Annotated in this window: 19 protein-coding genes; 11 read left to right on the top strand and 8 right to left on the bottom strand. The window is 43.3% G+C overall.

All coding sequences use genetic code 11. From position 1 onward, the window contains the following. Positions 1-34: 34 nt before the first annotated feature. Together fadA and fadB are read right to left on the bottom strand one after the other, a co-directional pair. Positions 35-1,204: an acetyl-CoA C-acyltransferase FadA gene (fadA, locus tag BCU91_RS01035; RefSeq protein WP_102530712.1), complete on the bottom strand. Its 1,170-nt coding sequence runs from the start codon at positions 1,202-1,204 to the stop codon at positions 35-37. 22 nt (positions 1,205-1,226) lie between these two features. Next, entirely contained in the window at positions 1,227-3,377 is a 2,151-nt protein-coding gene (gene fadB, locus BCU91_RS01030) for a fatty acid oxidation complex subunit alpha FadB (RefSeq protein ID WP_102530711.1), read from the bottom strand. A gap of 247 nt (positions 3,378-3,624) precedes the next feature. On the opposite strand from fadB, the gene pepQ reads away from it, so the two are divergent. The 4 genes from pepQ to hemG (BCU91_RS01010) all read left to right on the top strand — a co-directional run bounded on the left by pepQ (position 3,625) and on the right by hemG (BCU91_RS01010) (position 7,804). Beyond that, positions 3,625-4,947: a Xaa-Pro dipeptidase gene (gene pepQ, locus BCU91_RS01025; protein ID WP_102436436.1), complete on the top strand. Its 1,323-nt coding sequence runs from the start codon at positions 3,625-3,627 to the stop codon at positions 4,945-4,947. After that, positions 4,940-5,554 carry a YigZ family protein gene (locus BCU91_RS01020; RefSeq protein WP_102436438.1) on the top strand — a complete coding sequence of 205 codons (615 nt, stop codon included), beginning with the start codon at positions 4,940-4,942 and terminating at the stop codon, positions 5,552-5,554. Before pepQ ends, BCU91_RS01020 begins: the two co-directional genes overlap by 8 nt. A gap of 183 nt (positions 5,555-5,737) precedes the next feature. Further along, complete coding sequence (locus tag BCU91_RS01015) at positions 5,738-7,195, top strand: TrkH family potassium uptake protein (RefSeq protein ID WP_102436440.1); 1,458 nt, start codon at positions 5,738-5,740, stop codon at positions 7,193-7,195. 72 nt (positions 7,196-7,267) lie between these two features. Then, positions 7,268-7,804, top strand: a complete 537-nt coding sequence (hemG, locus tag BCU91_RS01010; RefSeq protein ID WP_102530710.1) for a menaquinone-dependent protoporphyrinogen IX dehydrogenase — start codon at positions 7,268-7,270, stop codon at positions 7,802-7,804. Positions 7,805-7,810: 6 nt separating this feature from the next. On the opposite strand, the gene BCU91_RS01005 is transcribed toward hemG (BCU91_RS01010), so the two are convergent. Further along, complete coding sequence (locus tag BCU91_RS01005) at positions 7,811-8,119, bottom strand: metalloregulator ArsR/SmtB family transcription factor (RefSeq protein ID WP_076541734.1); 309 nt, start codon at positions 8,117-8,119, stop codon at positions 7,811-7,813. 172 nt (positions 8,120-8,291) lie between these two features. Between BCU91_RS01005 and hemG (BCU91_RS01000) the strand changes: the two genes are divergently transcribed. Then, positions 8,292-8,846, top strand: coding sequence for a menaquinone-dependent protoporphyrinogen IX dehydrogenase (hemG, locus tag BCU91_RS01000; protein ID WP_102436444.1), 555 nt, complete (start codon positions 8,292-8,294; stop codon positions 8,844-8,846). A gap of 48 nt (positions 8,847-8,894) precedes the next feature. Here the strand turns inward: hemG (BCU91_RS01000) and BCU91_RS00995 are convergent, their stop codons facing one another. From BCU91_RS00995 to def, 5 genes are read right to left on the bottom strand one after another with little or no spacing between them, the layout of a single operon-like run. Then, entirely contained in the window at positions 8,895-10,337 is a 1,443-nt protein-coding gene (locus tag BCU91_RS00995; RefSeq protein WP_102530709.1) for a TrkH family potassium uptake protein, read from the bottom strand. A 19-nt stretch (positions 10,338-10,356) separates the two neighbouring features. Continuing rightward, a complete protein-coding gene (trkA, locus tag BCU91_RS00990) occupies positions 10,357-11,766 on the bottom strand; it encodes a Trk system potassium transporter TrkA (protein WP_076541730.1) in 1,410 nt (469 codons plus the stop codon). A 29-nt stretch (positions 11,767-11,795) separates the two neighbouring features. Next, positions 11,796-13,079 carry a 16S rRNA (cytosine(967)-C(5))-methyltransferase RsmB gene (gene rsmB, locus BCU91_RS00985; RefSeq protein ID WP_102530708.1) on the bottom strand — a complete coding sequence of 428 codons (1,284 nt, stop codon included), beginning with the start codon at positions 13,077-13,079 and terminating at the stop codon, positions 11,796-11,798. Beyond that, entirely contained in the window at positions 13,079-14,068 is a 990-nt protein-coding gene (gene fmt, locus BCU91_RS00980; protein ID WP_102475875.1) for a methionyl-tRNA formyltransferase, read from the bottom strand. The genes rsmB and fmt overlap by 1 nt, the downstream gene beginning before the upstream one ends. 8 nt (positions 14,069-14,076) lie before the next feature. Further along, positions 14,077-14,589, bottom strand: a complete 513-nt coding sequence (gene def / locus BCU91_RS00975) for a peptide deformylase (protein ID WP_206747599.1) — start codon at positions 14,587-14,589, stop codon at positions 14,077-14,079. Positions 14,590-14,724: 135 nt separating this feature from the next. On the opposite strand from def, the gene BCU91_RS00970 reads away from it, so the two are divergent. From BCU91_RS00970 to hemF, 6 genes are all read left to right on the top strand, one after another. Continuing rightward, a complete protein-coding gene (locus BCU91_RS00970; protein WP_198589321.1) occupies positions 14,725-15,828 on the top strand; it encodes a LysM peptidoglycan-binding domain-containing protein in 1,104 nt (367 codons plus the stop codon). Between the two features lie 83 nt (positions 15,829-15,911). Then, positions 15,912-16,925: a DNA-processing protein DprA gene (gene dprA / locus BCU91_RS00965; RefSeq protein ID WP_102436454.1), complete on the top strand. Its 1,014-nt coding sequence runs from the start codon at positions 15,912-15,914 to the stop codon at positions 16,923-16,925. A gap of 2 nt (positions 16,926-16,927) precedes the next feature. Then, on the top strand, positions 16,928-17,401 hold the full coding sequence (locus tag BCU91_RS00960; protein WP_076541718.1) for a DUF494 family protein: 474 nt from the start codon (positions 16,928-16,930) through the stop codon (positions 17,399-17,401). Positions 17,402-17,533: 132 nt separating this feature from the next. Then, positions 17,534-18,097, top strand: coding sequence for a type I DNA topoisomerase (locus BCU91_RS00955; RefSeq protein ID WP_102436456.1), 564 nt, complete (start codon positions 17,534-17,536; stop codon positions 18,095-18,097). Positions 18,098-18,190: 93 nt separating this feature from the next. Beyond that, on the top strand, positions 18,191-18,757 hold the full coding sequence (locus BCU91_RS00950; RefSeq protein WP_102436458.1) for an L-threonylcarbamoyladenylate synthase: 567 nt from the start codon (positions 18,191-18,193) through the stop codon (positions 18,755-18,757). Positions 18,758-18,796: 39 nt separating this feature from the next. Further along, the coding region (hemF, locus tag BCU91_RS00945) for an oxygen-dependent coproporphyrinogen oxidase (RefSeq protein ID WP_102530707.1) at positions 18,797-19,635 on the top strand (839 nt) is incomplete at its 3' end.

Raw genomic sequence — 19,635 nt, 5'->3', positions numbered from 1 at the left:
ATTTGTGAAGCGGCTTTTTATTTACATTTATTTTTTAGCTATCTACACGTTCGAAGATAGTTGCAATGCCTTGGCCTAAACCAATACACATCGTTGCTAAGCCATACTTAGCATCTTTTGCTTCCATCAAGTTAATCAGTGTTGTTGAGATACGCGTACCTGAACAACCTAATGGGTGACCTAATGCAATCGCGCCACCATTTAAGTTAACTTTTTCGTCAACAACATCGGTTAAACCAAGATCTTTAACACAAGGTAATGATTGAGCAGCGAATGCTTCATTCAATTCAATCACGCCCATATCATCTATGTTTAATCCTGCGCGAGCTAAGGCTTTCTTAGTTGCAGGAACTGGGCCGTAACCCATTATCGCAGCATCACAACCAGCAACTGCCATAGAGCGGATGCGAGCACGAATCGGTAAACCTAATGCTTTAGCTTTTTCTTCTTCCATCACTAACATAGCTGAAGCGCCATCAGATAGTGCAGAAGAGGTACCAGCTGTTACTGTACCGTTAGCAGGGTCAAACGCTGGGCGTAGGCCTGATAATGATTCCAATGACGTCTCTGGACGGATAACTTCATCGTGAGTCACTTTAATCAGTGCGCCGTTTGCATCATGGCCTTCGATAGCTACAATTTCGTTATCAAAGCGACCTTCAACAGTAGCTGCGTGGGCACGTTGATGAGAACGTACTGCGAAAGCGTCTTGTTGTTCACGAGTGATACCGTGCATTTTACCCAACATTTCAGCCGTTAAGCCCATCATGCCTGACGCTTTTGCTACGTTTGTTGCAAGACCTGGGTGGAAGTCTACACCATGGTTCATTGGTACATGACCCATGTGCTCAACACCACCAACGATAAAGGTATCGCCTTGGCCAGTCATAATTGCGCGGGCTGCTTGATGCAAGGCATCCATTGATGAACCACATAAGCGGTTAACCGTTACGGCGCCAGCTGATTTTGGAATGCCAGCTAAAAGCGCCGCGTTACGAGCAATGTTGAAACCTTGCTCAAGAGTTTGTTGCACACAACCCCAGATAACATCTTCGATATCTGTTGGATTAAGTTTTGGATTACGTGCTAATAATGATTTCATTAGCTCTGCAGATAAAGTTTCTGCACGTACATTTCTAAATACTCCAGCCTTAGAGCGGCCCATCGGAGTACGAATGCAGTCGACGATTACAGCGTTTTTCATGATGTTATTCCTTTACTGCTAATTAGGCTGGGTAGTAAGTACCGTTATTGGCTGCAAGCTCACGCATTGCATCAGTCACTTGATATAAACCACCTAAGTGAGCAAACTTGTCAGCAAGTGCAACAAAGTTAGCAACACCCATGGTATCTAGGTAACGGAATACACCGCCTCTAAATGGTGGAAAACCAATACCGTAAACCAGACCCATATCGCCTTCAGCAGGAGAAGCAATAATGCCTTCTTCTAAACAACGAACCGTTTCGATAATCATTGGGATCATACAACGAGCGATAACTTCATCTGCTTCGAATTCTTTTAGCTCACCAAATTCTTTACCTAACAATTCATAGCTTGTTGGATCTAAATTTTTCTTTGGCTTACCGCGACGGTCAACAGAGTAAGAGTAGAACCCTTTAGTATTCTTCTGACCAAAGCGCTCACTTTCAAACATGATGTCGATAGCATCTTTGCCATTTTTACCCATGCGGTCAGGGAAACCTTCAGCCATAACTGCTTGTGCATGATGACCTGTATCTAGACCAACAACGTCAAGTAAGTATGCTGGGCCCATTGGCCAACCGAATTGCTTTTCCATTACTTTATCGATTTTGGCAAAATCAGCACCGTCAGCCAGTAAACCACTGAAGCCGGCAAAGTAAGGGAACAATACGCGGTTAACAAAGAAACCTGGGCAATCGTTAACAACGATAGGAGTTTTACCCATTTTGCTGGCGTATGCCACAACAGAAGCAATCGTTTCTTCTGAGCTGTTTTCGCCACGAATGACTTCAACTAATGGCATTTTATGTACTGGGTTAAAGAAGTGCATGCCGCAGAAGCGCTCTGGCTTCTTCATGCTCTTCGCTAATAAGTTGATTGAGATAGTAGAGGTGTTTGATGCAATGATGGCATCATCTGCAACATAACCTTCAACTTCAGCTAATACAGACGCTTTAACTTTAGGATGCTCAACTACAGCTTCAACGATAACGTCAGCATCTTTAATGGGGGCATAATCTAACGCTGGAGTGATGTTGTTTAAAACTGCTGCCATTTTAGCTGGGGTAGAACGGCCACGCTTAACTTGCGCTGTCAGTAATTTAGCCGCTTCGCCTAAACCTAAGTCTAATGCAGGTTGGGCGATGTCTTTCATGACAATCGGTGTACCTTTACTTGCACTTTGGTAAGCGATACCGCCACCCATGATGCCAGCGCCTAATACTGCAGCGCTGTTTACTTTCTTAGCCAGTTTACCGGCTTTCTTAGCTTTACCTTTAACGAACTGGTCGTTTAAGAAAATGCCAATTAATGCCGTGGCAACTTCAGTTTTCGCTAATTTGATGAAAGCTTTATTTTCTACTTTTAGCGCTTCTGCGCGATCAAGTGTTGCAGCTTGTTCAATAACGTTAACTGCCATCATAGGTGCAGGGTAATGTTTACCTGCAACTTTAAAGACCATGCCTTTAGCCGTTGCAAACGACATCATGGCTTCAAGCTTTGGCAATGTAAGTGGTTTAAGTTTACGTGCGCGGCGAGACTGCCAATCTAACTTTTCGTTGATGGCATCTTTTAGCATTTGTAGAGCAGCAGCTTCTAAATTTTCAGGTGCAACAACCGCATCAATAGCGCCAACTTTTAAAGCAGCCTCTGGGCGTTGATCTTTACCTGTGGTGATCCATTCTAGTGCGTTGTCAGCACCAATCACACGAGGTAAGCGCACAGTACCACCAAAACCTGGGATTAAACCAAGCTTGGTTTCTGGCAAGCCTATACGGGCGTTGGTGTCAGCGATGCGTAAGTCAGTCGCAAGGATAGCTTCACAACCGCCACCTAATGCAAAACCATTTACAGCAGAAGCTGTTGGGAATGGTAAGTCTTCAAGTTTATCAAATACTGCGCTGGCTTGTTCGACCCAAGATAATAAGGTGGCATCATCTTGCTCAAATAAACCTAAAAATTCTGTGATATCAGCGCCAACGATAAAGGTACTTTTACCAGAGGTAACCAGTAGGCCTTGTATGTTGGTGTTTTGCTTGATGCTTTCTAATGCAGCATCTAATGAAGAAAGAGTTTCTTTATCGAATTTATTTACCGAACCTGGTGCGTTAAAGCACAGCTTGGCAATATTATCCTCTAATAACTCAACTTGAATCGTAGGACTTTGGTAGATCATTGCTTGCTTCCTTTTTGCTAAAAGCGACTTCTACATCACAATCACTGTGTTGTTATCTAGCTTTGTTTTCACAGCAGCGACGGCCATCATTTGACCAGTTGCCAAACAGTGTGCGACGAAATGAAATAAAATACAACACCCAATTTAAACGTCCGTTTAAATAATTGGCAGCTAGAGTCAATTTTGCCCTTTGTGATACACTTCACAAGTTCTTTCATAACAAAAAATCATTACAGGGACTGAAATAATGGATCAGCTTGCTCATTTTTATCATGCACACATTGCAGAACTAAATCGCCGTGTTGCCGAAATAACACAAAGTGAACAGCTTGATGGGTTAGTTATTCATTCAGGCCAGGCTCATCGCCAGTTTCTTGATGATTTAAGTTACCCATTTAAAGTTAATCCACAGTTTAAAGCCTGGTTACCTGTGCTTGATAACCCCAATTGTTGGGTTGTCGCTAACGGAGTTGATAAACCGCAGCTGATATTTTATCGCCCGGTGGATTTTTGGCATAAAGTCAGTGATGAGCCCAATGATTTTTGGGCTGAACATTTTGAGATTAAATTGCTGACTAAAGCAGACCAAGTGGCGCAATTATTACCGGCTGATTTATCGCACTGGGCATATATTGGTGAGCATATTGATGTGGCTGAAGTGCTCGGCATCAGTTGCTGTAATCCTGATGCGGTAATGAATTACCTGCATTATCACCGCGCCGATAAAACCCAGTACGAACTGGAATGTTTGCGCCGCGCTAACCAAACTGCAATAAAAGGCCACTTAGCGGCTAAGAATGCTTTTTATAATGGTGGCAGCGAGTTTGAAATTCAGCAGCAGTATTTATCCGCCATTGGCCAAACTGAAAACGAAGTACCCTATGGCAATATTGTTGCCCTTAACCAAAATGCGGCGATATTGCATTACACCGTATTAGAGCATCAAATCCCGTCACCACGGTTATCATTCTTAATCGATGCGGGCGCTAACTATAATGGTTATGCATCTGACATTACCCGTACTTACTCTTTTGAGAAAAATAGTTTCTACGAGTTGATTGTGGAGATGAACAAGTTGCAGTTGTCACTAGTCGATATGATGAAGCCTGGGGTTAAATACCCTGATTTACACTTACGTTTTCATGCAAAACTGGCTAATTTGATGTTGGACTTTAATTTGGCAACAGGTGATGCTCAAGGCTTGGTCGAGCAGGGGATTACCAGTGTTTTCTGCCCCCATGGTTTAGGCCACATGCTGGGGTTACAAGTACACGATATGGGCGGCTTTTTAGGTGATGAAGCAGGCACCCATATTCCGACACCAGCTGGGCATCCATTTTTACGTTGCACCCGTGAAATCGCCGCTAACCAAGTTTTTACTATTGAACCGGGGATATATATTATCGACTCATTACTGGCAGGACTAAAAGCCGATCGGCGACAATCGCAAATAAATTGGGATAAAGTCGACGAATTAAGACCTTTTGGCGGCATTCGAATTGAAGATAATGTTATTGTGCACCAAGATAGAAACGAAAACATGACCCGAGAGCTAGGTCTCATTGACTGAACAATACCAAATACCCAATCAAACACTCACCATCGAAGAAGATATCAAGCACAGTCGATTTATCACTGTGCTGTTTCACTGTAGTAGTGAATTAGAGTTGAAGTGTGCGCTTACTAACATGAGGCTGGAATACCCGGGCGCTAACCATTATTGCTATGCTTTTGTGGCGTCCGATCCGCAAAATAGTATTGCCATTGGCAGCAGCGACGATGGCGAGCCTGCAGGCAGTGCTGGTCGGCCGATGTTAGCAACGTTACAAGGTTCAAATATTGGTGAGATTGGCGCTATTGTAGTGCGCTACTTTGGCGGCACTAAGTTAGGCGTGGGTGGCTTAGTGCGGGCTTACTCATCGGGGATCAAGTCTGGTTTAACCGAACTTGAGACCAAAACTAAATATATTCGCTATAGTACTAAGCTGAGTTGCAGTTACCCGCAACTTAATCAAATTGAATATTTGGTTAATCAATTTGATGGTGTTATCAGCAATAAAGTCTTTACTGATGTTATCGAAATTGAATTTGAAATTGCCAAAGCATTTCATGATGACTTTAATCGTGAGCTGGCCACCCAAACCCAAGGTCAGCTTAAGGCAAAGTTTAACGTTTGATGAGTGTAAAAAGTATGCCAAAATACAAAGTCATAACGATAATAAGCTCAATTGTTAATCGCTGATCTTTAAAGATGTGATTAGCTGAGGTGTTATGGCTTATTAGCGCGCCCGAGTCTTGGGCGGCATTAACAACGATGCTCTCAAATTAGTGCAAAATAAAACCTATGCGATATAAACACAGTGCAATATAAAACAATTATTAGAATCACTGGCCTGCTGATGGGATTATTTTCTATCACTATGCTGCCACCTGCATTAGTCGCCATTTTTTATAAAGATGGCGGCGGTACTGCATTTATACAGGCGTTTTGCGTCAGTTTATTTTTAGGTTTTTTACTTTGGTATCCAAACCGGGCTCAAAAAGGCGATTTGCGCACCCGCGAAGGCTTTTTGATTGTGGTGATGTTTTGGACGGTACTGGGCTCCATCGGGGCACTACCATTTATCTTTTCTACCGAGCCCGACTTAAGTTGGACAGACAGCTTCTTTGAATCCTTTTCAGCGTTGACTACCACAGGGGCCACCGTGATTGTCGGCCTCGATGATTTACCCAAAGCGATATTGTTTTATCGACATCTGCTGCAGTGGATGGGTGGCATGGGGATCATTGTGCTCGCGGTAGCCATTTTGCCGCTGTTAGGTATTGGTGGTATGCAGCTCTATAAAGCTGAAATACCCGGGCCGGTAAAAGACAGTAAGATGAAACCGCGAATTGCCGAGACCGCCAAGGCGCTTTGGTATATCTACTTATTATTAACTGTGGCTTGTGCGACAGCATTTTATTTTGCTGGCATGAGCGCCTTTGATGCTATTTGTCATTCATTCTCGACCATTGCTATTGGTGGTTTCTCAACTCATGATGCCAGTATTGGCTATTTTAATAGCCCGCTGATCAATGTTATTTGTGCGGTGTTTTTACTGATTGCGGCTGTTAACTTTAGCCTGCATTTCGCCGCGTTCAGTTGGCGGGGGATTAATTTTAAAGTCTATTTTCGTGATGCTGAATTTAAAGCCTTAATTGGTATTCAATTGGTATTAACCGCTATTTGTTTCGCGACTTTATATAATGCTGGCATATATGATTCGCCAGAGCAGACCTTAGATTATGCTTTTTTCCAGGTGGTGTCGATATCCACTACGGCTGGTTTTGGCACCGAAAGTTTTAACTCTTGGCCATTGTTTTTGCCTATATTATTAATCTTTTCTAGTTTTATTGGTGGTTGTGCTGGCTCTACCGGGGGCGGCATGAAAGTGATCCGCTTTGTGCTCTTGTTGCTACAAGGCTCTCGTGAAATGAAGCGTTTAATACACCCTAAGGCCATGTATTCGATTCGAATTGGTAAGTCTGCTTTGCCTGATCGTGTCATTGATGCGGTTTGGGGATTTTTCTCTGCGTATGCCTTAGTGTTTGTCATTTGTATGGTGCTATTAATGGCAATGGAAATGGACGCCATTACCGCCTTTAGTGCAACAGCTGCCAGTATTAATAATCTAGGCCCAGGCTTAGGAGAGGTGGCCAGTAACTATGCCAGCGTGACTGATGGGGCTAAATGGGTGTTGGTACTGGCCATGCTATTTGGCCGTTTAGAGGTGTTTACCTTGTTAGTGTTATTTACGCCGACTTTTTGGAAAAACTAATGAGCTAGCTATTTTCAATGGGTATTTAGCGCTTATTACTGTTGAGGAAATCGTCGATTAAAAGGAAGAGATATGCTTAAAAGCATCATGATATATTCGACAGTCGATGGACAAACTTTGTCTATTTGTAACAAGCTTAAGTTGATGCTAGAAGAGGCTGGCGAACAGGTGACTTTGGTTTCTCTTGTTGAAGCAAAGTCGTTACCACTCACGGACTTTGACAAGGTACTCATAGGCGCCAGCATTCGTTATGGCAAACATCGACCTGAGCTTTATGAGTTCATACAGGCAAACCTGAGCAGCTTGTCCTCAATGAAAAGCGCATTTTTTACGGTAAATGTTGTTGCTCGAAAGCCCCTTAAAAATACCCCTGAAACCAATCCGTATATGCAAAAGTTTCTGCAATTATCTCAATGGCAGCCTAACTTATTAGGCGTGTTTGCAGGGAAGATAGATTACCCGAAGTATCGCACCATGGATAGAGTGATGATCCGCTTTATCATGTGGATGACCAAAGGGCCAACAGATATCACAGGTACTTATGAGTTTACCGATTGGAATAAAGTCGATGAGTTTGCCAATGACTTTATTCAGCTTAATAGTCGTTAAGGCTTATTAAGCTGCGCAATATAAACGATGCAAAATTGAGATAACTTCAGTCACTTCAGCATTTTTTAGGGTGTAATACACGTTCTGTGAGCTTTTACGAGTATTGACTAAATCTTGGGCTCGAATGACTGCAAGGTGTTGAGATAATGCTGATTGGCTTAATGGCACCGTTTCATTTAATTCAGTGACACTGCGTTCTTTTTCCAGCAGTAAACACAAAATCATCAATCGATAAGGATTAGCAATCGCTTTTAGCCATTTGGCTGCCATCTCGGCATTACCTAGCATCGACTCTACATCAATATTTTTAGACATTTATTTACCTATTACTGATTTAATACTCAGATTCATCATACTGCTGGCGAACTTAGATCTCAATTTTATCATCTAATTATATGAGACGTTTCTAATTTGTGATCAAAGAGCGCGATTATAATAGCCTTTTTTGTAACAATGGCTGCTTATTCAAGCAACAATCGGTGTTGAAATGGCAAAAACTTTAGTTATTTATTATTCAAGAGGTGGGCATACTGCACAAATTAGTCGTGCAATTGCAGAGCAGATTGTCCATAACGGTCATCAGTGTGATGTGGTCAATATTCTTGATAATAACCATGCTGACATTGATTGGGCAAGCTATGATGTTATTGCGTTAGGGGCTTGTGTTTTATATGGTTCTTATCATAAGTCGGTATTTGAATTTGTTAATCGTTACCAACAACAGCTGAGCAGCAAGCCCAATAGCTTTTTCTGTGTCAACGTTGTGGCACGTAAGCCTGAAAAACGCATTCCAGAAAATAATAAATACCTACAAAAGTTTATTGAGCTTTCACCTTGGCAGCCACAAGATGTCAAAATCATTGCAGGTAAAGTGAATTACCCATCGTGGACTTGGTATGACAGCTTGGCGATTCGCTTAATTATGAAAATGACTGACGGCCCGACTGATCCTAAGAGCGTGATTGATTACACTGATTGGGAAGATGTGAAAGTGTATGCCGATCATGTAGTCAGCCTTGGGGTTACAGCGGTCGCGAGCTAGCTCTTTGAGTTAGCTTGTTACGTTAGTACTTCAAGCTAGTGCGTCTAATTAGTACTTCCAAAATTTGGGGGCGAACAGTACCGCCACGGTAATGATTTCTAATCGCCCCAATAACATTCCAAAAGCCAGCGCCCATTTAGCGGTATCCGGTAAGCTGGCAAAATTACCCGCAGGCCCAATAACAGGCCCAAGACCTGGGCCGACATTAGTTACCGCAGTAATGGCGCCTGAAATACTGGTTACAGGATCTAAGCCTGTGAGCACCAAGGTCACCGCAAGTAATATAATCACAATCAAAAACAGCATGATAAAGGCCATAATTGAGCGAATAATATCATTATCAATGACGCGATGATTATAGCGCTTACTGACTACAGCTTGAGGGTGGACTTGTTGAGTTAATTGCTGGAGCATGACTTTAAGTGAAATCTGAAAGCGAAATATTTTAATCCCACCAGAGGTCGAGCCGGAGCAGCTACCAGCAAACATCAGAAATAAAAAACTGATACTGGCAAAAGCGCCCCATGCCAGATAATCGGTTAAGCCATAGCCAGTCGTTGTAACCACTGAGATGACGTTAAACCCAGATAGGCGCATGGCGTCGAGCAGTGCCATATCTGATTTGAACCAAAGCCAAAAGCCAAGGGTTACCGACACCAAGATGATAAATTTTATAAAGCCTTTAACTTGTTCGTCATTCCATATCTTTAAGGTTTTTTGCTGAATGCTTTGTACAAACATCAGCAGCGGCAAGCCTCCTGCAGCCATAAACACAATTGCGACCCAATGGGCTGCTGGAGTAAAAGCTGACATTGAGCTATCAGACGTTGAATAGCCGCCAGTAGACAGTGTGGTCATGGCATGATTAATGGCTTCAAACCAATGCATCCCCGACAAGTGGTAGGCCAAGGCACATAACACGGTAAGCACAACATAGACCTCAAAAAGGTATTTGGCCATGTGTTGGGTCCGTGGAGTGGTTTTGTCGCTCCAGTCTGACGACTCGGTGCGAAACAGGCGCATACCACCGACATTGAGAAAAGGCAGAATGGCTACCGCCATGACAATAAAACCGATCCCACCAAGCCATTGTAATAGGGATCGCCAAATTAAAATGCTGTGGTCCATGTCGTCTAAGCCTGACAGCACAGTTGAGCCTGTGGTGGTGATGCCGGACATGGTTTCGAAAAAGGCGTCGGTATAGTTAATACCGTGGTAAAGGGTGAAAGGTAAGGCGGCAAATAAACTGACTACCAGCCAAGTCATGGTGGTGAGAAAAAACATATCGCGGATATTAAGGTTAACGTCGCTGTTGCGGCCTGCTTGAATACATAAAATCGCAACGAGGCCGCTAAACAACCCGGACATCATAAATGCGCCGATAGTTTCTTCATGATAAAACAGCGCAAAAGCCATTGGCACCAGCATGAAGCCAGTGAGAATAGATAAAAAAGCGCCAATGACAAACAGTAGCGGTTTTAAATTCAGCATAGTGCCATTAATGGTGACGCTAGAAGAAAAACGCGCTCGGTTGGAACAGCTTTTCTACATCGCCAATGAACTTTTTATTTACTAAAAATAGAATCACATGATCTCCTTCTTCAATGACGGTTTTATCATGACCCATAATCACTTCATCATTTCTAACGATAGCGCCAATGGTCGTTCCTGGGGGTAATTTTATGTCGCTGATTTGCTTGCCGACCACTTTTGAGGTGGAAGAACTGCCATGGGCAATGGCTTCGATAGCTTCAGCTGCGCCGCGACGTAATGAGTAAACATTACAAATATCGCCTTGGCGGATATGGGTCAGTAAGGCTGAAATGGTGGTTTGCTGCGGCGAAATTGCAATATCGATATTGGCTTCTTGGACAATATCCACATAGGCTTCACGTTGAATAAGCACCATGACTTTTTTGGCGCCCATTCGCTTAGCTAATAGCGCCGACATAATGTTAGCTTCGTCATCATTGGTGACAGCTATAAACACATCTGTTTGGTCAATGTGCTCTTCTTGCAGTAACTCTTGATCCGATGCATCACCGTTAAATACTGTGCAGTTTTCTAACCTTTCTGACAGGCTTTCTGCGCGCTCTAAACTGTGTTCAATGAGTTTGACTGAGTGCTTTTTTTGTAATCTTTTTGCAAGGCCATAACCAATATTACCACCACCGGCGATCATGATATTACGGTAAGAATTATCCAGCTTTTGCATTTCACTCATCACCGCTCGCACATGGCGGGTGTCGGCAACGAAAAACACTTCATCATCGGCTTCGATAATGGTGGTACCGCGGGGCATAATCGCTTTGCCTTTACGGAAAATAGCCGCGACCCGGGTATCAATATTCGGCATATGTTCACGCAGCGTTGCCAGCGCGTTACCCACTAATGGCCCACCATAATAAGCCTTAATGGCCACTAGGCTTAATTTGCCTTTAGCAAACTCGAGTACTTGCAGTGCGCCAGGGTATTGCACTAAACGTTCAATATAGGCGGTAACAAGTTGCTCTGGGGCAATCAATTCATCAATAACAAAGCCACCACGTAATTTGGTGTCACTGTTTTTAACTTCGGTATTGATGAACAATTTGTCGCGCTGCTCAAGGTAAGCTTCTGAGCGGATCCGGGCTATTTTGGTTGGGGTGCCAAATAAGCTGTATGCAATATGGCATGCAGCCATATTGCATTCATCACTATTGGTGACTGCAATTAGCATATCGGCATCTTCTGCGCCGGCCCTTTTTAAGGTGCTCGGGTGAGCACCATGGCCGATGACGGTTTGCAAATCGAATTTATCTTGTAAGTATTTAACTCTGGCGCGGTTATTATCCACTAAGGTGATGTCGTTATTTTCACCGACGAGGTTTTCAGCCAGTGTGCCGCCAACTTGGCCTGCGCCCAAAATAATAATTTTCATTGCTGTGCGGGTATCCCTACTAAACGAGCTTAAAGCGCTTTAACTAAACGTGCGTAGTAAAAGCCATCACAATTGTTTTGGCCTGGTAGCAATTGCCAACCAATATCATCAGCAGATGATTGTTGGGCGATTGGTACTAATGTCGCATCGCTTGTTCTTTGTAAAAATTGCTCTATTTGCTGGCTGTTTTCTTCTGGCAAAATTGAGCAGGTGGCATAAAGGATGGTGCCGCCGGGTTTCAGCCATTTCCAGCAATGATCAATGATTTGTTGTTGCAGTAAAGCCAGTTCATCAATATCACTGTTTTTACGTAGCCACTTAATGTCAGGGTGGCGACGAATGACACCGGTTGCAGAGCAAGGGGCATCTAATAAGATCCTGTCAAACTTTTCACCTTGCCACCAAGTATCAATATTGGCTGCATCGCCATGAATAACTTGCGCTTTTAATTGTAATCTGTCCAGATTTTGTTGCACACGCTCTAAGCGTTTTTCATCAAAATCTACCGCGACTAGACTAATGTTTGGCGCAGTTTCTATTAGATGGCAGGTTTTTCCGCCGGGTGCAGCACAGGCATCAAGAACCAGTTCATTAGTTTCTGGTGCTAATAGCGTTGCTGCCCACTGCGCGGCCCCATCTTGTACTGAGGTTGAGCCTTCAGCAAAACCGGGTAATCGCATTACATCTGTTGGACTAGCAAGTAAAATCGCATCATCACTCGCACCGGCACTGGCTTCTACTTCTTGTTCAGCAAGTAGCGCTAAGTATTGCTCACGGGTTTGTGATAGCTGATTGTTGCGCAGCCACATTGGTGGGCGTTGATGGCTTTGCTCAATAACTTGTTGCCATTGATCTGGGTAGGCCGATTTTAGGCGTTTAATAAACCAAGCAGGAGTATTGTATTTCAGGGTGTCGTTGTCAGTATTTAGTGGTGCTTCTTTACGTTGAATATTACGAAGAACACCATTAACCACTTTAACTAAACCATCAAATTTCATTTGGCGGCAGGCTTCAGCGGTTTCTGAAATGGCCGCATGAGCAGGAATTCGAGTGAAGTAAAGCTGATAACAACCCACCAATAATAATTGGTGCAATATACGCTGCTTACCTTTAAAGGGTTTGCTTAAGCAGTCACTGACACATTTATCCAGTTGTGGCAGTTGACGCATTACGCCATAACAAAGTTCTGCTAATAGGGCTTTGTCTTTACCATTTTCGAGATGTTGTTGTTGATCTGGCAAGGCCACCGATAGTGAAATGCCTTTCTCAAGTACATTGAAAATGGCTTTGGCTGCGAGCGCTCTAACATTCATTATGGCTGTGCCTCATTGTCTTCTTTCGCGACTGGGTTAAAGTTTACCCCTGGGGCAAACCAGTCTGCGCGTGAGTTAAGAATATCTGCGACAGGCATTTGCTTTTTACCCGGTAATTGCATGACTTGTAGCTGCAAAGAGCCTTCGCCTGTAGCGACGGTGACACCTTGCTTATTGCTGTCTAGTACGGTACCAGGTGTGGCATTAGTGCCATTACTATCAACAGCATTATTGTAACTCGCTTGCCATACCTTGATGGTATTGCCTTGGTGGCTAAAATGACTAGCTGGCCAAGGGTTAAAGGCGCGAATTTCTTGCCATAATTGTTTCGCAGGCTTAGTCCAATCTATTTGAGCTTCTTCTTTAGATAACTTTTCAGCATAGTTAGCTAAAGATTCATCTTGTTGTTCAGCAACGAGGGTGCCTTTGCTTAAACCTTCAAGCGCTTCTATTAACGCTGGCGGTCCTTGTTCGGCTAATTTGCTATACAAGGTTGCAGAAGTGTCGGTGTCTTCAATTTTAAGCGACGTTTTAAGTAACATGTCACCAGTATCTAAACCGATATCCATTTGCATAATCGTGACGCCAGTTTCGCTGTCACCAGCCCAAAGCGCGCGCTGGATTGGCGCGGCGCCACGCCAGCGAGGCAATATAGAACCGTGTACATTAATACAACCCAGTTTTGGCGTATCTAATACTATCTTTGGCAGGATTAATCCGTATGCAACGACGACCATAATGTCAGCGTTTAAGGCAGCAAGCTCTGCTTGGGCATCCTCTTTGCGTAATGATGGCGGCTGATATACAGGGATATCGTTGGCAACAGCAAGCTGCTTTACCGGGCTTGCTTGCAGTTTTTTGCCACGGCCCGCAGGTCTATCTGGCTGCGAATACACCGCAATCACATTGTGGTCGGAATTAATAAGTGCCTGCAAATGTAAAGCGGCAAAGTCTGGCGTGCCAGCAAAGATAATATTTAACGGTTTCAAATGGAGTCCTATGCTTCTTTTGCTTCTAAACGGGCTTCTTTCTCAAGTTTAGTCTTGATACGGTCACGTTTCATTTTTGACAAGTAATCGACGAACAACTTGCCTTTTAAATGATCCATTTCGTGCTGTAGACAGATGGCAAATAGCTCATCCGCTTCAACCGTAAACTCTTTACCGTGACGATCTTGGGCTTTTAAGGTAACAAATTCAGCACGATCAACTTTAGCGTAAATGCCCGGAACCGAAAGACAGCCTTCTTCATTAGTGAACTCGCCGCTTTTGCTGACAATCTCAGGATTAATGAAAATGGTCGGACGCTCAACTTCATCCTGCAGGTCCATCACAATTAATTGTTGATGGAAATCTACCTGAGTAGCCGCAAGTCCAATGCCTTTTTCCTCGTACATTGTTTCAAGCATGTTATCTATTTGGGTTTGCAAAACCTCACCAAAATCGGTGACAGGCTTAGCAACTGTGCGTAATCTTTCATCTGGAAAACGTAAAACTTTTAATAATGGCATATATAAACTCTTAACAAGTCTGTCAAATTTCAGCCAGTTAGCTATACTGGCTTGGTTAATGGGTTAATTTTAATCCTTACTGACTATCAATAACAGCAAAAGCTCTAATAAAGAGCTAAACACATGGAATGAACCATGAAACGGATATTTTTACTCGCGTTTTTGACACTAAGTACCATAGCCTCAACCTTGGTTTTGGCTGATAAATTAACATTAAAGTCTGGTCACCCCGATTCATATATCGTTAAAAAAGGCGATACGCTGTGGGATATATCAGCCTTTTTCTTAGACGATCCTTGGCGTTGGCCTAAATTATGGGGCGCAAATCCACAGATTGCGAACCCGCATTTAATTTATCCTGGCGATCGACTCACCTTAGTGTTTATCGATGGACAACCACGGTTAGTATTAAAGCAGCATATCAAAAAAGGCCCTGAAGGGCGCATTAGCGACAAAGGTGGTCCAATCCCTGCTATTGATTTATCACTGATCCAGCCTTATTTGGTGCAAAACCGAATCGTAGACCCAGAATGGCTTGATGGCTTGCCAATGATCCTTGCTGGTGAAAGTCCATCTCGTCATCATACAGTAGGAGATGTGGTTTATATTAATGCCAATTTACCTGTTGGTGAAAAGCTGGCGGTATACCAAGAAGGTAGAGAGTTTTTTGATAAAGAAAATAGCGAGTTACTAGGGCAAGAAATTATTTTGACTGCCAGTGGTCGAGTGATTGAATCTGGCGACATTTCAAAAGTGCAATTACTGAGTAACTTACGCGAATCGAAAGCCGGTTTTAAAGTTGCACCGGTAGAAGATGAAGCGCTGATGTCAGCTTACTTTATTCCTAAAGCGGCGCCAGAGTCTGTGCCTGCTAACGTGTTAGCCATTGAGAAAGATATTCGTGAAGTTGGCAAGCTAGATATCGTTTATCTTGATAAAGGGGCTGTTGATGGTATCGACACCGGTCATGTGTTTGGTATTTATCGCAATGGTGAAACCATTGTCATCAATAGTGACGGCATGCCGGTATCAACCATTGATCGTAGTGCTTACGACAACTTAAAAGCCAAAATATCTGACGATAATGCTATTACCATGCCTGATATTTTCCATGGCAAGTTAATGGTGTTTAAAGTTTTCGAAAAGACCAGTATGGCGATTATTATTGCCAATGAACGTCCTGTGCGAGTTGACGATAAGTTAGTCACCCCTAAGACGACTGAGTTAAAAGGCGAGTAATCGATAATAAACTGGTCGACTGGCTAGTTGTTTGTGCAGTATCCGGGCTAGGACCCGCCCGGATTCAACAATTATTAACTCAAATGGATGTTGAGGAATTACGGCAACGTTTAGAGTTTGAAAAGCAGTCTTTGCCATTATCGGCAAAGCTGCTGTCTCAATGCCAAATTGATTTTGATAAAGTTGATTTGGCCATTGAGTGGCTTAATCTATCCCCGCAACATCACATTGTTACTTTGTCAGACCCTGACTATCCCGCATTACTGCAACAAATATCAGATCCTCCCGGAGTGTTATTTATTAAAGGCCAACTCGAAGCCTTGCTACGACCTTCAATTGGCATGGTGGGGAGTCGCAATGCATCCGTTGGTGGTTTGAATATGGCAAAGGCGTTAGCCACAGAGATGGTTCAGATGGGCTTTTCAATAACCAGCGGTATGGCGGCTGGGATTGATGGTGCAGCCCATAAAGGAGCAGTAGACAGTAATGGCGTAACCCTTGCGGTATTAGGTACTGGTGTTGAATGTATTTACCCTAAACGCCATAGTAATTTGTATCACCAAATCCAGCATCAAGGTTGTGTACTGAGTGAGTTTTGGCCGCAGGTTGGCCCCTATGCAGGTAACTTTCCTCGGCGAAATCGCATTATTAGTGGTTTATCACTGGGCACGATTGTTGTGGAGGCAACGCGCAAAAGTGGCTCGTTGATCAGTGCGCGCTTGGCGATGGAGCAAAATCGAGAAGTGTTTGCAGTGCCCGGCTCGGTGCTCGGTGGCTATAACCAAGGTTGCCATGACTTGTTAAAAAATGGCGCTAAATTGGTAGAATGTGCAACAGATGTTGTTGAAGAATTGTCCGCATTGACGCAGTTTCACCTTGAAAATGTCGCTAATCGTCACCATATAGCAGATAATACAACAAATTTGCCATTTTCTGCGCTGTTAGCTAGTGTAGGTTATGAGGCTACTAGTTTAGATGCAGTAGTCGAGCATAGTGGAAAGTCGATAGATCTGGTGTTAGTTGAAATGCTTGAACTTGAATTACAGGGCCAGGTGGCACAAGTGCCTGGTGGTTACGTCAGATTAGAGAGGAGATAACCATGTTTGATATCCTCATGTACCTTTTTGAAAACTATGTTCATAGCGAAGTAGAGCTATTAGTTGACGAAGATGAGCTTACCAAAGAGTTAACCCGAGCAGGTTTTCATCAAGCAGATATTTTGAAAGCCCTGTCTTGGCTAGAAAGATTGGCTGATTTACAAGAAGGTGATAAACCTTACTTGTGCAATCATGCCCAGCAGTCATTCCGTATTTATACCAAAGATGAAATGGATAAATTGGATGTTGAGTGCCGTGGGTTTTTATTGTTTCTTGAACAAATCCAAGTGCTCAGTGTTGAAACCCGTGAAATGGTCATCGAACGGGTGATGGCGCTAGATGAAACCACCCTAATCTTGGAAGATTTAAAGTGGGTGGTGTTGATGGTGTTATTTAATGTACCAGGCAACGAGTCTGCTTATGAGCAAATGGAAGATCTTATTTTTGAACAGCCTGATGGGCGGTTACATTCTTAAGTCTTTAAACCTATTGTCATGAGTTAACTAAATAAGGAGGCTAGGCCTCCTTTTTTGATCGTCAGCTTGGCTATTTTGTCATCCCTGTGTAACCTGAATAGGGTGACACCTTTATGTAATATTGAGAGTAAAATGTCTAAAATCGATCAGCAATTGTTTACTGTGCACGAGCATGCTTTGGAGAAAGAGTTTGAACTCTGCCCAAAGTGCGGCTGTGAGTTGTCAGTTAAAAATAGTAAACATGGTGGATTCATAGGCTGTAATAATTATCCTACTTGTGACTTTACGCGGCCTCTAGTTCAACATGAGTCCATTGAAACTCAAGTGATAGAAGGCTCTGAATGCCCAGAGTGTGGCAATGAGCTGGCAGTTAAGTCTGGCCGTTTTGGTATTTTTATTGGCTGTACTCACTATCCTGAATGTACTCACATTGAAAAACACGATCACGATGAAAATGCAGAGGTTATCAACTGCCCCCATTGTAAAAAAGGCCATTTAGAATCTCGTACCAGTCGCTTTGGTAAAACCTTTTTTGCCTGTAATACTTACCCTAAATGTAAGTACTTAGTGAATTTTCCGCCCCATAATGAATCTTGCCCTGAATGTAATTTTGGTATTTTAGTTGAGCGTAAGGGCGCAGCTGGAAGCCGCTTAGAATGCCCGCAGAAATCATGTAAATATAAGCGTCCAATATAACTTTTTTGACTCTATTCGCCTTATATCAGTATTTGTTCATATCCTTATTGTCTGTATAATTTATCGATAATTTATAAGATTAAAGGGTATTTCATGCAATTGTTGCATCCAACAGATGTTACTGAAGTGTTTGAGCAAGGAGAGGTGTTTGCTTATCCCACTGAAGCCGTTTATGGCCTTGGCTGCGATCCTGATAACCTATCTGCTATTCAAAAGTTACTTGAAATCAAACAACGTCCTTGGCAAAAGGGCGTTATCCTAGTTGCCAGCGACTATAAACAACTGCAGCCCTATATTGATGAATCACAACTCACAGAGGCACAACTTGCCTTTGCCTTTAGTAAGTGGCCAGGGCCTTTTACCTTTGTGATGCCAATTAAGTCAGAGGTTAGCCAATTATTATGTGGCGAGTTTGATTCCATTGCGGTGCGAGTTTCGGCTCATCCAGTGGTAAAAGCATTATGTGACGCCACTAATAAAGCCATTGTTTCAACTAGTGCTAATTTAGCCGGTCATGCGCCCGCACTGACCATAGCAGAAATTCAAGATACTTTTTCCACTACTGTTGCGGCTGTGATAACTGGTGATCTTGGTGCTCAGCGCCAGCCTTCAACCATTATCGATGCTCGTAGCGGCAAAATATTACGTAACGGACAGTAATTTAATAAAAATAATCGAATAAACAATAAGGAATTTGATATGGCAATGCCTGATGCCGCAGTCGTAAAGCAGTACCTGTTATCCCTACAAGCCAATATCTGTGCTGGTTTAGAAGCATTAGATGGAAAGGCCAGCTTTCAAGCGGAATCGTGGGAGCGCGCCGAAGGTGGTGGTGGCACCAGCAAGGTGATGACCGCAGGCCATGTATTTGAACAAGCTGGTGTTAACTTCTCCCATGTGATGGGCGCAGCAATGCCGGCATCAGCCACCGCGCATCGTCCAGAGCTAGCTGGACGTAGCTTTGAAGCTATGGGCGTGTCATTGGTTATCCATCCTAAAAATCCTTTTATTCCTACAACTCATGCGAATGTGCGCTTTTTTATTGCCCATAAAGATGGCGCTGATCCCGTATGGTGGTTTGGTGGCGGGTTTGATTTAACTCCTTACTATCCATTTGAAGAAGATGTGGTTTCATGGCATCAAACCTCGGCCGATATTTGCGCCCCATTTGGTGATGAGGTTTATCCCAAATATAAAAAGTGGTGTGATGAATACTTCTTTTTGCCTCATCGTAATGAAACCCGTGGGGTCGGTGGATTATTCTTTGATGATCTCAATGAGCCTGGTTTTGATAAGAGTTTTGAGTTTATGCAAGCCGTGGGTAATGGTTTCTTAACGGCTTATTCGCCGATTGTTGAGCGTAATAAAGATCTTGAATATAACGATGATGAGCGCCAGTTCCAACTGTACCGTCGAGGCCGTTATGTTGAGTTTAATTTGGTTTATGACCGTGGCACTTTATTTGGCTTACAAACCGGTGGTCGCACTGAGTCTATTTTGATGTCTATGCCGCCCTTGGTTCGCTGGGAGTATGGCTT

Origin of the sequence: Shewanella sp. 10N.286.52.B9 (assembly GCF_002873635.1) — a bacterium.
Classification (GTDB): domain Bacteria; phylum Pseudomonadota; class Gammaproteobacteria; order Enterobacterales; family Shewanellaceae; genus Shewanella.
Note: the sequence above shows the minus strand (reverse complement) of the source record. Positions and strands in the feature narration are given on the sequence as shown.

Bases quoted from the DNA above. Each gene is read 5' to 3' on its own strand.
- hemG (WP_102436444.1), top strand. From the start codon at position 8,292: ATGGCAAAAACTTTAGTTATTTATTATTCAAGAGGTGGGCATACTGCA.
- BCU91_RS00995 (WP_102530709.1), bottom strand. From the start codon at position 10,337: ATGCTGAATTTAAAACCGCTACTGTTTGTCATTGGCGCTTTTTTATCT.
- fadA (WP_102530712.1), bottom strand. From the start codon at position 1,204: ATGAAAAACGCTGTAATCGTCGACTGCATTCGTACTCCGATGGGCCGC.
- def (WP_206747599.1), bottom strand. From the start codon at position 14,589: ATGCCATTATTAAAAGTTTTACGTTTTCCAGATGAAAGATTACGCACA.
- dprA (WP_102436454.1), top strand. From the start codon at position 15,912: ATGGATGTTGAGGAATTACGGCAACGTTTAGAGTTTGAAAAGCAGTCT.
- rsmB (WP_102530708.1), bottom strand. From the start codon at position 13,079: ATGAATGTTAGAGCGCTCGCAGCCAAAGCCATTTTCAATGTACTTGAG.
- BCU91_RS00950 (WP_102436458.1), top strand. From the start codon at position 18,191: ATGCAATTGTTGCATCCAACAGATGTTACTGAAGTGTTTGAGCAAGGA.
- BCU91_RS00955 (WP_102436456.1), top strand. From the start codon at position 17,534: ATGTCTAAAATCGATCAGCAATTGTTTACTGTGCACGAGCATGCTTTG.
- hemG (WP_102530710.1), top strand. From the start codon at position 7,268: ATGCTTAAAAGCATCATGATATATTCGACAGTCGATGGACAAACTTTG.
- BCU91_RS01005 (WP_076541734.1), bottom strand. From the start codon at position 8,119: ATGTCTAAAAATATTGATGTAGAGTCGATGCTAGGTAATGCCGAGATG.
- trkA (WP_076541730.1), bottom strand. From the start codon at position 11,766: ATGAAAATTATTATTTTGGGCGCAGGCCAAGTTGGCGGCACACTGGCT.
- BCU91_RS00970 (WP_198589321.1), top strand. From the start codon at position 14,725: ATGAAACGGATATTTTTACTCGCGTTTTTGACACTAAGTACCATAGCC.
- fadB (WP_102530711.1), bottom strand. From the start codon at position 3,377: ATGATCTACCAAAGTCCTACGATTCAAGTTGAGTTATTAGAGGATAAT.
- BCU91_RS00960 (WP_076541718.1), top strand. From the start codon at position 16,928: ATGTTTGATATCCTCATGTACCTTTTTGAAAACTATGTTCATAGCGAA.
- pepQ (WP_102436436.1), top strand. From the start codon at position 3,625: ATGGATCAGCTTGCTCATTTTTATCATGCACACATTGCAGAACTAAAT.